This is a genomic window from uncultured Henriciella sp. (assembly GCF_964005855.1).
GTDB lineage: Bacteria > Pseudomonadota > Alphaproteobacteria > Caulobacterales > Hyphomonadaceae > Henriciella.
The window spans coordinates 105,177-117,310 of the sequence record NZ_CAXFSW010000001.1; the positions used below are offsets into that span (position 1 = coordinate 105,177).

At 64.3% G+C, this 12,134-nt stretch carries 12 protein-coding genes; 5 read left to right on the top strand and 7 right to left on the bottom strand.

From position 1 onward, the window contains the following. Nucleotide 1 precedes the first annotated feature (1 nt). From ABNU55_RS00495 to hemN, 4 genes are all read left to right on the top strand, one after another. Nucleotides 2-508 (top strand): FixH family protein, encoded by a 507-nt coding sequence (locus tag ABNU55_RS00495; protein WP_290751750.1) that lies wholly within the window; start codon nucleotides 2-4, stop codon nucleotides 506-508. Beyond that, nucleotides 505-2,715, top strand: coding sequence for a heavy metal translocating P-type ATPase (locus ABNU55_RS00500; protein ID WP_290751752.1), 2,211 nt, complete (start codon nucleotides 505-507; stop codon nucleotides 2,713-2,715). Before ABNU55_RS00495 ends, ABNU55_RS00500 begins: the two co-directional genes overlap by 4 nt. 3 nt (nucleotides 2,716-2,718) lie before the next feature. Beyond that, nucleotides 2,719-2,883 carry a cbb3-type cytochrome oxidase assembly protein CcoS gene (gene ccoS, locus ABNU55_RS00505; protein ID WP_290751754.1) on the top strand — a complete coding sequence of 55 codons (165 nt, stop codon included), beginning with the start codon at nucleotides 2,719-2,721 and terminating at the stop codon, nucleotides 2,881-2,883. A gap of 72 nt (nucleotides 2,884-2,955) precedes the next feature. Then, on the top strand, nucleotides 2,956-4,302 hold the full coding sequence (gene hemN / locus ABNU55_RS00510) for an oxygen-independent coproporphyrinogen III oxidase (RefSeq protein ID WP_290751757.1): 1,347 nt from the start codon (nucleotides 2,956-2,958) through the stop codon (nucleotides 4,300-4,302). A 30-nt stretch (nucleotides 4,303-4,332) separates the two neighbouring features. Here the strand turns inward: hemN and ABNU55_RS00515 are convergent, their stop codons facing one another. Further along, nucleotides 4,333-5,478: an acyl-CoA dehydrogenase family protein gene (locus tag ABNU55_RS00515; RefSeq protein WP_290751760.1), complete on the bottom strand. Its 1,146-nt coding sequence runs from the start codon at nucleotides 5,476-5,478 to the stop codon at nucleotides 4,333-4,335. Between the two features lie 150 nt (nucleotides 5,479-5,628). Between ABNU55_RS00515 and cobU the strand changes: the two genes are divergently transcribed. Further along, nucleotides 5,629-6,135: a bifunctional adenosylcobinamide kinase/adenosylcobinamide-phosphate guanylyltransferase gene (gene cobU, locus ABNU55_RS00520; RefSeq protein WP_290751763.1), complete on the top strand. Its 507-nt coding sequence runs from the start codon at nucleotides 5,629-5,631 to the stop codon at nucleotides 6,133-6,135. Here the strand turns inward: cobU and cobD are convergent. The 6 genes from cobD to ABNU55_RS00550 are packed head-to-tail and all read right to left on the bottom strand — an operon-like array spanning nucleotide 6,118 to nucleotide 12,132. Continuing rightward, on the bottom strand, nucleotides 6,118-7,119 hold the full coding sequence (gene cobD / locus ABNU55_RS00525; RefSeq protein ID WP_290751766.1) for a threonine-phosphate decarboxylase CobD: 1,002 nt from the start codon (nucleotides 7,117-7,119) through the stop codon (nucleotides 6,118-6,120). The two genes, cobU and cobD, sit on opposite strands and share 18 nt — an antisense overlap. Then, entirely contained in the window at nucleotides 7,116-8,066 is a 951-nt protein-coding gene (gene cbiB / locus ABNU55_RS00530) for an adenosylcobinamide-phosphate synthase CbiB (protein ID WP_290751769.1), read from the bottom strand. Before cbiB ends, cobD begins: the two co-directional genes overlap by 4 nt. Then, entirely contained in the window at nucleotides 8,066-9,550 is a 1,485-nt protein-coding gene (locus tag ABNU55_RS00535) for a cobyric acid synthase (protein ID WP_290751772.1), read from the bottom strand. The genes cbiB and ABNU55_RS00535 overlap by 1 nt, the downstream gene beginning before the upstream one ends. Next, on the bottom strand, nucleotides 9,547-10,308 hold the full coding sequence (locus ABNU55_RS00540; protein WP_290751775.1) for an ABC transporter ATP-binding protein: 762 nt from the start codon (nucleotides 10,306-10,308) through the stop codon (nucleotides 9,547-9,549). Before ABNU55_RS00540 ends, ABNU55_RS00535 begins: the two co-directional genes overlap by 4 nt. Then, nucleotides 10,301-11,290 (bottom strand): iron ABC transporter permease, encoded by a 990-nt coding sequence (locus tag ABNU55_RS00545; RefSeq protein ID WP_290751777.1) that lies wholly within the window; start codon nucleotides 11,288-11,290, stop codon nucleotides 10,301-10,303. The genes ABNU55_RS00540 and ABNU55_RS00545 overlap by 8 nt, the downstream gene beginning before the upstream one ends. Further along, nucleotides 11,287-12,132, bottom strand: coding sequence for an ABC transporter substrate-binding protein (locus ABNU55_RS00550; RefSeq protein ID WP_290751780.1), 846 nt, complete (start codon nucleotides 12,130-12,132; stop codon nucleotides 11,287-11,289). The genes ABNU55_RS00545 and ABNU55_RS00550 overlap by 4 nt, the downstream gene beginning before the upstream one ends. Between the last annotated feature and the right edge of the window lie 2 nt (nucleotides 12,133-12,134).

Genomic DNA, 12,134 nt, shown 5'->3' on the forward strand with positions numbered 1-12,134 from the left:
CATGAGCACTGCACTGCACGCCGGGGCCCCTCGTGAAGGCCAGCTCAAGGGATGGCATGTCCTTCTCATCATGCTCGCCTTCTTCGGCGTCATGTTCACGGTGAACGGCTTCTTTCTCTACTCGGCCATCACCAGCTTTCCGGGTGAGGATGTGGAGAAGTCCTATCTTCAGGGCCTGCATTATAACGACACGCTCGAGGCCCGCCGCGCGCAGGCCGAGCTTGGCTGGACCGTGCGTGCCGGGCTTTCCGGGGCCGACCGTGTGGCCGTCCAGGTGACCGACGCCGATGAGACGCCGGTGACGGGCCTTGCCGTCAGCGCCAAGCTTCGCCGCCTCGCCACAGGGGCAGAGGATGTGACAGTCGAGCTGACCGCTGCCGGACAGCCTGGCTATTACGCCGCAGACCTGCCCGAGATCACCAGCGGCCAGTGGGAGCTTATCGTGACCGCAACGGGCGGTTCGAGCGATGTCTCGCTGGAGGCCCGCAAGGATGTGAGGGTGCCGTGAGCACTGCTGGCGACATCACCCCAGGCTGCCCGAGCGGCCTTTCTCCGGCAGAGGAGAGCGGCGTCGGCGATATCAGCGCCTTTGTCCGCCGGTCTGCTGAGGGCAACGCGCTCCAGCTGACGGTGCGCGGCGCGAAATGCGCAGGCTGCCTCTCCAAGATCGAGAAGTCTGTCCAGGCCCTGCCGGGCGTGACGCAGGCGCGTCTCAACCTATCCAATGGCCGGTTCGATGTGCGCTGGCGCGGAACACTCGACGCCAACCGGATCGCGGAAACCGTGTCGGGGCTTGGCTATGGCGTTGCCCCCTTTTCGCCCGATGCGGCAGACAGCGCTGCCAAGAGTGAAGAACGAAAGCTCCTCATTGCGATGGCTGTGGCAGCCTTCGCGGCGGCAAATGTGATGCTGCTGTCTGTCTCTGTCTGGTCCGGACATGGCGAGATGGGTGAGACAACGCGCCGGGTCATGCATGCCATATCCGGGGCCATCGCCCTGCCGGCGGCCCTTTTCTCCGGCCGTATCTTCTTCCAGTCGGCCTGGTCGGTCCTGCGCCGGGGCCATGCCAATATGGATGTTCCCATTTCGCTGGCGGTGCTGCTCGCGCTGGGTGTCAGCGTGGCAGAGACGATCCGGGGCGGCGAACACGCCTATTTCGACGCTGCGGTGATGCTGCTTTTCTTCCTGCTGATCGGCCGGTTCCTCGATGCCCGTCTGCGGCGCCGGACCCATGCTGCGGCCCATGACCTGGCCGCCCTGCAGGCGCGCACCGTGACCCGTGTTGAGGGCGCAGGCGCGCGGTCTGTGCGCGCCGATGAGATTGTGCCCGGCGATATTGTCCTCGTCGCGCCGGGCGAACGCCTCGTCGTGGATGTCGATGTCATCGACGGCATCAGTGAGGCCGATGAGAGCCTTGTCAGCGGCGAGAGCCTGCCGCGCGCGATTGCGCCGGGGGCGCGGCTTTTCGCCGGTTCGATCAACCTCACCCAGCCTCTTCGCGGGCGGGCCATCGCGGCCGCCAGCGATTCCCTGCTGGCCGACATCGCACGCATGCTGGAGGCGGGCGAGCAGCGCCGTTCCAAGTATCGCCGCATCGCGGACAAGGCTGTCTCGCTCTATATTCCGCTGGTTCATACGACGGCTGCGCTGACCCTGCTTGGCTGGCTTCTGGCCGGGGCAGGGGTGCGCGATGCGCTGATGATCGCGGTCTCCACGCTGATCATCACCTGTCCTTGCGCGCTGGCGCTGGCTGCGCCTGTCGTTCAGGTCGTCGCCGCCGGGCGCCTGTTCCGCAAGGGCGTCTTCCTGCGTTCGGGCGACGCGCTCGAACGGATTGCGGAATGCGATCATATCGTTTTCGACAAGACTGGCACATTGACCCTTGGCGAGCCGGAGCTGATCCGGGTTGAAGGCGATGAGGCCCTTGTCCAGCGGGCAGCACGTCTTGCACGGGCTTCGCGCCACCCACTGTCACGCGCCGTGGTGTCGGCGGCCGGTGCCGGTCAGGTCGCGCCGCACGTCAAGGAACATCCGGGCCTTGGGCTCGAAGCCGAGATTGACGGTGTGCCCTGCCGGCTGGGGTCTGCCGAGTGGACAGGCGCCGCGCCCGCCGCCGGAACGACCCAGCTACAGCTCTGGTATAGCGAAGGCGATCATCCCGCTCATCCCTTCATGTTCGAGGATGCGCTTCGCCCCGGCGCGGGCGATGTGGTTGAAGAGCTGCGGGCCAGGGGGATCTCGGTGGAGATCCTTTCCGGCGACCGGGAAGACGCTGTGGCGTCCATCGCGAGCGCCCTGTCCGTCAGCGACTGGAAGGCGGGGGCGAGCCCGGCCGACAAGGTGGCGCGTCTGGAAGCATTGCGCGCCGAAGGCCGCAAGGTGCTGATGATCGGCGATGGCCTCAATGATGCAGCCTCGCTGTCGCTCGCACATGCCTCGCTGGCGCCGGGCGGTGCCATGGATGTGAGCCAGTCGGCCAGCGACGGCGTCTATACCGGGACAGGTCTCGGAGCGATCCTGACAATGATCGAGGCGGCTGGCCTCGCGCGCCGCCGCATGGTGGAGAACTTTTCTCTGGCGGCCGTCTATAATATGATTGCGGTTCCGATTGCGGTGGCAGGGTTTGCCACGCCTCTGGTGGCGGCGATCGCCATGTCCGGCTCGTCCCTCATCGTGACGCTGAATGCGCTGCGGCCCGGCTGGAAAAGGAGATAGACGATGGAAATGCTGGTCTTCCTCATTCCTGTCGCGCTCTTGCTGGGTCTGACAGGGCTTTTGAGTTTCATCTGGGCCGTGCGGGCTGGTCAGTTCGATGACCCGGACGGAGCGGCTGCCCGTATCCTGATCGATGAAGACCGCCCGGCCGACGAGCCGGATAAGTAGGTCTACTTAAAGACCGGGCATGCCGGCCCGCGATAGTTTCTGCCAGACCCTTTGATGCAGGAGATGGCAGGCATGAGAGACGACTGGATCCAGTTCGCTGGCGCGCAGGTGCCCCGTTATACGAGCTATCCGACGGCGGTCGACTTCAATGAAAGCATCAATGAGGGGACGGTCAAAGACTGGCTGTCCGGCATTCCTGCGGGCGAAGCGCTGTCGGTCTATGTCCATATCCCGTTTTGTCGCAAACTCTGCTGGTATTGCGGCTGCGCGACGTCCGTACCGAACGGTTATGACCGCATTGCATCCTATTTCGACGTCCTGCTCAAGGAAGTCGACCTCTGGGCAGATGAGATCGGTGAGGGCGTGGTTCGCAACCTTCATTTTGGCGGGGGCACCCCCAATGCCCTCTCGCCCGACGATTTTCGGCGGCTGACATCGCACATAAGGGCGCGTTTGCCGGTTGCCGACGATGTGGAGTTTTCTGTCGAACTCGATCCGCGCGTGCTGTCCGACGGCATGGTCGAGGCGATGGCCGATAGCGGTGTGACGCGGGCCAGCCTGGGCATCCAGACGCTCAGCCTGCCTGTGCAAAAGGCGATAAACCGGATCCAGCCGCGCGCTGTCATTACGCGTCATATCGCGTCCCTTCGCCGGGCCGGAATCAAGGCGCTGAACGCGGATCTGATGTACGGGCTGCCCTGTCAGCATGTCGAGGATATTGAAGAGGCTGCGCGCTATTGCGCGGAGACCGGTATCAACCGCGTGTCGGTCTTCGGCTATGCGCATGTGCCGTGGTTTGCCAAGCACCAGCGCGCCATCTCCGAGAATGACCTGCCGGGCCTCGCCGAGCGGATGCGCCAGGCCGAGGCGGCCGCCCGCATTTTCGAGGCGGCGGGCTATGCCGATATCGGTTTCGACCATTACGCGCTGCCGGATGACGGCCTTGCCGTGGCGGCCCGGGACGGGCGGCTGCATCGCAATTTTCAAGGCTATACGGACGATCCGAGCCGCTATCTCATCGGGATTGGCCAGACCGCGATTTCTGCTTTCCCCAAGGGCTATGCGCAGGGGGAGAAAGGGCTCATCGAATGGCGCAACGCGGTGCTCGATGGCAAGCTGCCCATCGCGCGGGGGATCGAACGCACCGGCAAGGACGAGATGCGCGCCTATGCCATCGAACGCCTTCTGTGTGAGCTGAAAGTCGATCTTGGCGAGGTCCTGCAGCGCTTTGGGTATGACCGGCATGAATTCGATGCGGCGTTGGCCCGCCTGCGCCAGCTGGAAGAGCATGACCTTTGCAAGGTCGATGGGCTGAAGGTCAGCGTGCCTGCCACTGCGCGTCTCCTGATCCGCAACGTGGCCGCCGCGCTCGACCCGCGTCTTGTGGAGGCGGCCAAGCGCCACGCCATTGCGGGTTAGGCGCGGAGGTTTCGAACAGGAAGAGGGACGCTAGGGGCAGCCAATCGTGCGGGCGAGGCTGTTGCGGTGAATCTCGCTTGTCCCTGAATAGATGGTCGCCGCGCGAGTGAAGAAGTATTTTGCGAGAGCCTTCTCATCATGCGGGGCAGCGTCGAGACCGACTTCGGTAATCGCCTGGTGAAGCTCGCTCGCGCGGAGCTTCATCATGGACGACCGGGCCGCATCGTTTAAGTGATCGCAGGGTTTTGAAAGGCGCGCCTCAAGCGCCTCGAAGCCGGTGATTTCTGCATCCAGCAGGTCCAGTCTTTGCTTCAGGGCGGGCTCACCTGGGGCCGCTTTCACATAGCGTGCGGCGGCGCGCCAGGCCTGCCGGAGCGTGCCTGTCGTGGTGTTGTTGGAGCGGGCAATCTTCATCAGCACCCGCGCAATGCGCCAGCCATCGCCTGCCTTCCCAACCGACGCGCCGGCTGGGACTTTCACCTTGTCGAAATGAACTTCGCAGATCTCTTCCGAGCCATCGATACAGCGTATGGGGCGGACCTCGATCCCGGGCAGAGACATGTCGACCAGCAGGAAGACAAGACCATCACGCCCGACAGACCCGGCTTCGGACCGGGCCAGCATATACATATGGGTCGCGTACTCAGCGAAGCTGGTCCAGAGCTTTGTGCCATTGAGAAGGAAGTGATCGCCTTGAGGATCTGCCTTCATGGATAGGGCGGGAAGATCGGATCCGGCGCCAGCTTCAGAAAAACCCTGACACCACTCATGTTCGCCGGACAAGATAGCTGGGAGGTAGCAGGCTTTCTGTTCGGGCGTGCCTTCCTGCATCAGGAGGGGGCCGATTGTGCGGATACCAGAGGACATGATGAGGGGCGCGTCGTTCTCGGCGCAGCGCTGTTCGAAATAGAGCCGTTCGGCCGTTGTCCATCCCGCGCCGCCATGCGCCTTTGGCCAGCTGGGCGCGAGCCATCCCCTGTCGAGCAGTTTCCGGCGCCATGCTTCGCAGGCCCATGCGGGAGATTTGAGACCTGTCGTCGCCCGGCCGGCCGCGCGCAGGTCTTCGGTAAGGTCTTCTGCGAGGAAGCGGTCCACCGTGCGCGAAAATTGCGGGGAGACAGCGGTCTTCTGCGTTTCGGCAGGCGTGTCGAACGCTGTGGAAAACGATCCGTCCATGTCTTTTTCGTCCGATCTCATGTCTACCGGACAGCGTGCCTTTGGGGCCGAGGCCGGCAAATGCGGGAATCTACCTAGCCTGAGGGCAAGCCGTGAGAGACGTTGGGCGCCCCGGATGGACCGCAGCAAGGCGCCGGGGTATCCAGCGGTATGGCAACGACATTTCTTCTTGGCGGGGCGCGGTCGGGCAAGAGCCGCCGGGCGCAGAAACTGGCCGAACAGGCCGCTTCGAAGCGCCTTTATATCGCGACGGCTGAGCCTCTGGATGAGGAGATGAGCCGCCGGATCGCGCGGCATCAGGCGGACCGTGGAGACGGGTGGCGCACCGTTGAGGCGGCGCTTGATCTTGTGCCGGCCATAGAGGCCGGGGCTGAAGACGAGGCCGTGGTGGTCGACTGCCTGACGCTGTGGTTGTCCAACCTCATGCATCATGGGCGGACACTGGAAAGCGAGACAGGCCGCCTGTGCGACGCGCTATCGAGCGTGGAGCTGCCCGTCTTTCTCGTTTCAAATGAAATTGGACTCGGTCTGGTGCCCGAGACGCCGCTCGGGCGCGATTTCCGCGATGCGCAGGGACGTCTGAACCAGAGAGTGGCTGAGGTCTGCGATGTCGTGGAATTTGTCGCGGCGGGTCTGCCTCTACGGCTCAAGGGTTGAGAGGGCTGTGGCAAGGCGGTCTTCGGCAGTCGGAGTGGGTGGCAGGCCGATGCGGATGAGACGCTCGCTCCAGCCAAACCGCCTGACATACACGCCCTGTCTGGCAAGGGCTTCCCAGAGTTTTGTTGCGTCGCTTGTTTCGACTAGGCGGAAAAGGTCGGTGCCCCCGGCGATGGTCAGCCCGTTGCCGGAAAGAATGGCGTCTAGACGGCGACGCGCTTCTGCGAGCCGGCTGCGCGTTTCGGTCTGCCATTCTGCGTCCTGATAGGCGCGCGCCCCGATTTCGAGAGCCGGGCCAGCCAGTGGCCAGACACCCAAAAGCGACCGCAATCGCGAGCTTATGTCCTGCGGCGCCCAGAGCGCACCGAGCCGCAGGCCCGCGAGGCCGAAAAACTTCCCGAAGGAGCGGAGGAGGATCAGTCCGGCGGCGCCGCCATGGGGGGTGAGGCTAAGGGCGGGATCGAGGTCGGCATATGCTTCGTCGACAATGAGCCAGCCGCCGCGCCGGGCGAGCTTTGCAGCGGCCGTGAGCAGGGCAGATGGTTCAAAGCGCTGCCCGTCGGGATTGTTCGGGTTGCAGACGACGACGGCATCAACCTCATCGGCAAGCTGCAGGGGATGGGGTGAAAGGATAGTCTCAGCGCCTGCGGCCTGCCATGTCGCGGCATGGTCTCCATAGCTGGGGGAAAGGATTGCGACGCGCCTCGGTGAGATGAGGCTGGGCAGCAAGCGGATCAGCAGCTCACTGCCGGGCGCCAGGGTGAGAGATCCGGCGGGCGCGGAGAGGTTTGCCGCCATGGCTTGCCTGCATGCCTCATAGGCGTTGTGTGTCGGCAGATGCTGGAAAGCCCCCGCCGCGACCTCGCCAACCGGATAGGGCCAGGGGTTTATGCCGGTAGAGAGGTCTATCCAGGGCAGGGGCGCCTCTGGGAAAGCCGCCTTCATCCGGTCGAGCGCGCCGCCATGAACCAGGTCGTGTCTCATATTGTGGCTTGTAGCAGGGCAAGGCTGGCGAGGAGAAGCCCGGCACCGAACAGCGCCCGGACATAGAGACGGAGGGCCCGTGAGACTGTGTTGCCATCCGGGTCGCGGGCGGCCCCGTTAAGCCAGGGCTCCTCGCTTGTCCTGTCGCCATAGATACGCGGACCTGAAAGGCGCACGCCGAGTGCGCCTGCCATCGCTGCTTCGGGCCAGCCGGCATTGGGGGATCTGTGCTTTCGCGCCTCGCGCAGCATGACGTTCAGGGCAGCAGGTCTCCTGGAGGCGAGACCAATGACGAGCCCTGTGAGGCGGGCAGGGATGAGGTTTGCGAGATCGTCCAGCCGGGCGGCGAAACCGCCAAAGGCTTCGTAGCGGCTGTTGCGGTGTCCGATGACGGAGTCGAGCGTGTTGATGGCCTTGTAGGCGGAAAGGCCTGGCAGGCCGAGCAGCGCGCCCCAGAAGAGGGGCGCGATCACACCATCGGAGGCGTTTTCAGCAAGGCTTTCAATGGAGGCTCTCGCCACCCCGGCCTCATCCAGTTGCGCCGGGTCGCGCCCGACAATGAGCGAGACGGCCTTTCTCGCACCCGGCAGGTCACCGGCGATGAGGGGCGCGGTCACGTTGGCGACATGCTGGTAGAGGCTGCGGGAGGCCAGCAGACTGGACGCGATAAACGCTTGAATAACAAATCCAGCCCAGCTGCCCGCCAGTGCTCTGGCGATCAGAAAGGTGAGGCAGGTTGCCAGCGAAATGGCGAGCAGGCTGGCCCCGGCGCCCAGCACATAGCGCAGCCTGTGAGAGAGGGCAGGCCGGTTGAGCCGGGTCTCAAGAAAAGCGATCAGAGCGCCGAACCAGACGACCGGATGACGGACGAGCCGGTAAAGCCAGCCCGGCCAGCCGAACGCCGCTTCAATCGCCCAGGCGGCCAGCATGAGCGAGGCAGGTGTCATCAGGTCTGAGGCTGCCAGCCGGGCTGGCGTGCGGCGGCAAAAAGACGGTCGGTCTCCACGGCCGCTTCAACCCCGTCTGCCAGCGCGTCCAGCGCGTCTTCAACCGATTGTCCGTAATTGAGGGCCGCATCGCCAGCGCCGCCTATCTCTTCCAGCCAGGCCCGGCGGAAGCTGTCGCTTGAGAAAGCGCCATGAAGATAGGTGCCCTGGATACTGCCGCTTGCGCTTCGTGCGCCATCATCGACGCCGCCCAGGCGGAACATGGGGCGCTGTGTATCGCGGCCAGTGGTTCTGCCGGTATGGATTTCATAGCCGGAGACCTTCGCCTGGCCAAGAACGCAATGACCAAGTGTAGGCGCAACCATTTTATTGCCTGTCATTTCGGTCTCCACATCGAGAAGGCTGAGGCCGGGGGCCTCTCCGGGCTCGCCATCAACGCCGTCCGGATCTAGGACACGCTTGCCGAGCATCTGGTAGCCGCCACATATCCCGAGCACGCGCCCGCCCGCCCGGGCATGGGCGATAATGTCATGGTCCCAGCCCTGCTGCCGCAGGAAGTCGAGGTCGCCCAGCGTCGATTTGGTACCGAACAGGATAATCACATCGGCATCGCGTGGGATCGGCTGTCCGGGTCTCACCCACTCAAAGGCGACACCGGTTTCCTGTTTCAGGGGGTCGGCATCGTCGAAGTTCGCCATGCGGGAGAGCATCGGAGCGACAATCCTCAGCGTCCCGCCTGCTGGCCTTGAGGGCCGTTCCAGCGTCACCGCGTCTTCGGCTGGAAGGTGGGCGGTGGCGGTAAGCCATGGGATGACACCGAAACAGGGCCAGCCTGTCCGTTCTTCGATGGCGTTTACTCCCTCCTCAAACAGGGCCGGGTCGCCGCGGAACTTGTTGATCAGAAAGCCCGTAATCATGGCGGCATCGCTCGGGTCCAGAACCGTCTTCGTGCCGACCAGACTTGCGATCACGCCGCCTTTGTCGATGTCTCCGATCAGACAGACCGGGACGCCGGCGCGTCTGGCAAATCCCATATTTGCAATGTCTCGGGCACGCAGGTTGATTTCCGAAGGGCTGCCTGCGCCCTCCACGATGACAAGATCATGGGCCGCCGTCAGCCGGTCGAAGCTTTCCATGACCCGGTCCAGCAGCTCACCGCGATGGGTCATATAATGGGCCGCATCCATCGCGCCGACGGCCTTTCCATGCACGACCAGCTGCGCGCGCCGGTCGGTTTCCGGCTTCAGGAGGACGGGGTTGAAATCAGTGTGCGGTTCCAGCCCGCAGGCCATGGCCTGAAGCGCCTGCGCGCGGCCAATTTCTCCGCCAGAGGCACAGGCGGCCGCGTTATTTGACATGTTCTGTGGTTTGAAAGGGGCGACGCTCATGCCGCGGCGTCTTGCGAGCCGGCACAGGGCGGCGGTCAGGACGGACTTGCCGACATCAGAGCCCGTCCCCTGAAGCATCAATGCCTTTGCCGTCATATGGCCCCTTCAATCTCCACCGAGCGGCCATCGATATGTGCGCGCACGCCATAAATCTCTGCCATACGGGCTTCGGTCAGCGTCTGTTCGGGCGTGCCATCGGCAACGATATCCCCATCCTTCATCCAGACCATCCGGGTCGCGTATCGCGCGGCAAGGGCAATATCGTGAAGGACGACGAGGGCGCCGCCCCCCTCGTCGACAAAGCGGCGGATCATGTCCATCACGCGGAACTGGTGGCGCGGGTCGAGGGCGGCGACAGGCTCGTCCGCGATGAGGAGCGGCGCATCGGCTGCGAAGGCCCGGGCGCAATGAACGCGGGCAAGTTCGCCACCCGAGAGCGTGTCGGTCTGGCGCTCGGCGAATGCGGTAAGGTCGCACAACTCCATGGCCCGTTCGACAGCGGCTGCATCGTCGGGGCTGAGCCGGCCAGGGGCGGCGCCATAGGCGAAGCGGCCGAGGGCGACGACATCGCGGACGGTGTTCGGCCAGGCGAGCGGGCGCTGTTGCGGCAGATAGGCGACGCGGCGCGCCCGCTGCATGGGCGAGAGCTTTTCGCTGTCGGCGCCACTTAGAAAAGCCTCCCCGGAGGCACGTTTTTCCAGGCCGAGAGCGGAGCGAAGCAGGCTGGTCTTGCCAGCCCCATTGGGGCCCAGAAGAGCGACAAGCTCGCCCCGCGCCAGACTGAGATGCGCCCCGTGAACGAGCGTGGCCTTGCCCGCTTTCACAGAGAGGTTGCGGGTGACGAGATCAGCCATTGAGGGCGCGCCTCCTCATCGCGATCCAGACAAAGGCCGGCGCGCCGATCAGCGATGCCACGACGCCGAGCTTGAGCTCATTGGACGTGGGCAGCAGGCGCACGCCGATGTCTGCAAGAACGAGAAACAGGCCAGCGAGAAGCGCGGACGGGATGAGGGATCGCGCCGGATCATGTTTGACAAAGGGCCGGATGATGTGCGGCGCGACGATGCCGACGAAACCGATGGCGCCTGCCAGCGCGACCGATCCACCGGTTGCTAGCCCCGCGCCCAGAACTGTCAGGATACGTTGATTGCGCAGATTGAGGCCGACGCCAGTGGCCGCTTCTTCGCCAAGGGTCAGGGCAGACAGGCCGCGGCGCGACATAAGCAGGATGGCGCTGCCTGCAACAATGAAGGGGGCGGCGAGCCCTACTTCCTGAAAGCTGCGATTGGCCACAGAGCCAAGCATCCAGTTGATCATGTCGGAGAGGGAAAATGGGTTGGGCGCGAGGTTCATGAGCAGGCTCATCGCGGCGCCGGAGAAGTTGGAAAGACCGACACCGATCAGGATGAGCGTCACTACCGAGCGTGTACGAATGGCGGCGAGCGCGATCAATGCGGTCGCGGCAAGGGCGCCTGCAATGGCGGCGAGGGGCAGCACCCAGGGTGAGAGCGCGGCGAGGCCGTAATAGAGGGAGAAGGTCGCGAAAAGGGAGGCCGAGGCTGAGACACCCAGGACACCCGGTTCCGCCAGCGGGTTGCGTAGCAGGCCCTGCAAGGCGGCGCCGCTGATGCCGAGGGCTGCGCCCGTGATGAAGGCGGCAATGGCGCGGGGCAGGCGTATCTGCCAGACGACGAGCCGGTCACCCATCTCAGCGCCGCCCATGAATGCCGCCAGAAGCCGCTCTGGCGGAAGCGGTGTCGAGCCAAGAAGGCAGGCGGCAAAGATGGCAAGAACGGAAGCCGCCACCAGCCCGGAAAGAAGCAGACGTTCGCTCAAGATGCGTCTCCTTCCGCCAGCGCTTCGATGGCGTCAAGAATGAACCAGCCCCCACAGGCCGTCCATGCGCCCTTGAGCGGGACCACGGGAAGCTCATCCATATTCCGTTCCGCCACAGGATGGTTCATGGGGCTCCAGGAGTCCGGGTGATTGGTTCTCTGGTCAAAGAAAGCCGCCGCGATCACATCGGGGCGCTCATAGGCGAGGCGTTCAAGCGGGATGGATCGCCATCCCGGCTGCTCCTGAAAATTTGTGAAGCCTGCCGCGACCAGCATCTCATGAACCATTGCGCCGGGGCCGGTGGTGACGCCTGCCGGCGTGAGATAGAGCGCGGTTTCGCCATCCGTCCGCTTGTCGATGGCGGCGAGACGGGCGCGGAAATCCTTTACCAACTGGCGGCCGCGCGCGCTCTGGCCGAGACCATCGGCCATGTGCTGGATCAGGCTAGGGATGGAGCCGACTTCTTCAGTATCGACATTGGAGGTCCAGCCCACGGTGAGAACGGGCACGCCTGCACGTTCAAAAAAGGCTTCCGCATTCGGGCCGCCCCCATACGAGCGCACGACGAGGTCCGGTTTGAGGAGGAGGACGTCTTCGGCCACGGGCCGCACGGTGGGGACACCAACGGCCTCCTCGCGCATATAGGAAAAGCCCTTCACGCCGTCCGGCGAGATCGCGAGGATCTGATCCTCATCGGCAAGTTTCAGGACGTACTGGTCGGCGCAATAGTCGAGACTGACGATCCGCATCGGACGGCTTGCTTCATCGGTCTGCAGTGTGGGAGGGGCACCGCAGGCGGCAAGGCCAAGTCCGAGAAGAGAGAGGATCGCCAGTCTCGACATGA

Bases quoted from the DNA above. Each gene is read 5' to 3' on its own strand.
- hemN (WP_290751757.1), top strand. From the start codon at position 2,956: ATGAGAGACGACTGGATCCAGTTCGCTGGCGCGCAGGTGCCCCGTTAT.
- ABNU55_RS00515 (WP_290751760.1), bottom strand. From the start codon at position 5,478: ATGGACGGATCGTTTTCCACAGCGTTCGACACGCCTGCCGAAACGCAG.
- ccoS (WP_290751754.1), top strand. From the start codon at position 2,719: ATGGAAATGCTGGTCTTCCTCATTCCTGTCGCGCTCTTGCTGGGTCTG.
- ABNU55_RS00550 (WP_290751780.1), bottom strand. From the start codon at position 12,132: ATGTCGAGACTGGCGATCCTCTCTCTTCTCGGACTTGGCCTTGCCGCC.
- cbiB (WP_290751769.1), bottom strand. From the start codon at position 8,066: ATGACACCTGCCTCGCTCATGCTGGCCGCCTGGGCGATTGAAGCGGCG.
- ABNU55_RS00535 (WP_290751772.1), bottom strand. From the start codon at position 9,550: ATGACGGCAAAGGCATTGATGCTTCAGGGGACGGGCTCTGATGTCGGC.
- ABNU55_RS00540 (WP_290751775.1), bottom strand. From the start codon at position 10,308: ATGGCTGATCTCGTCACCCGCAACCTCTCTGTGAAAGCGGGCAAGGCC.
- cobU (WP_290751763.1), top strand. From the start codon at position 5,629: ATGGCAACGACATTTCTTCTTGGCGGGGCGCGGTCGGGCAAGAGCCGC.
- cobD (WP_290751766.1), bottom strand. From the start codon at position 7,119: ATGAGACACGACCTGGTTCATGGCGGCGCGCTCGACCGGATGAAGGCG.
- ABNU55_RS00495 (WP_290751750.1), top strand. From the start codon at position 2: ATGAGCACTGCACTGCACGCCGGGGCCCCTCGTGAAGGCCAGCTCAAG.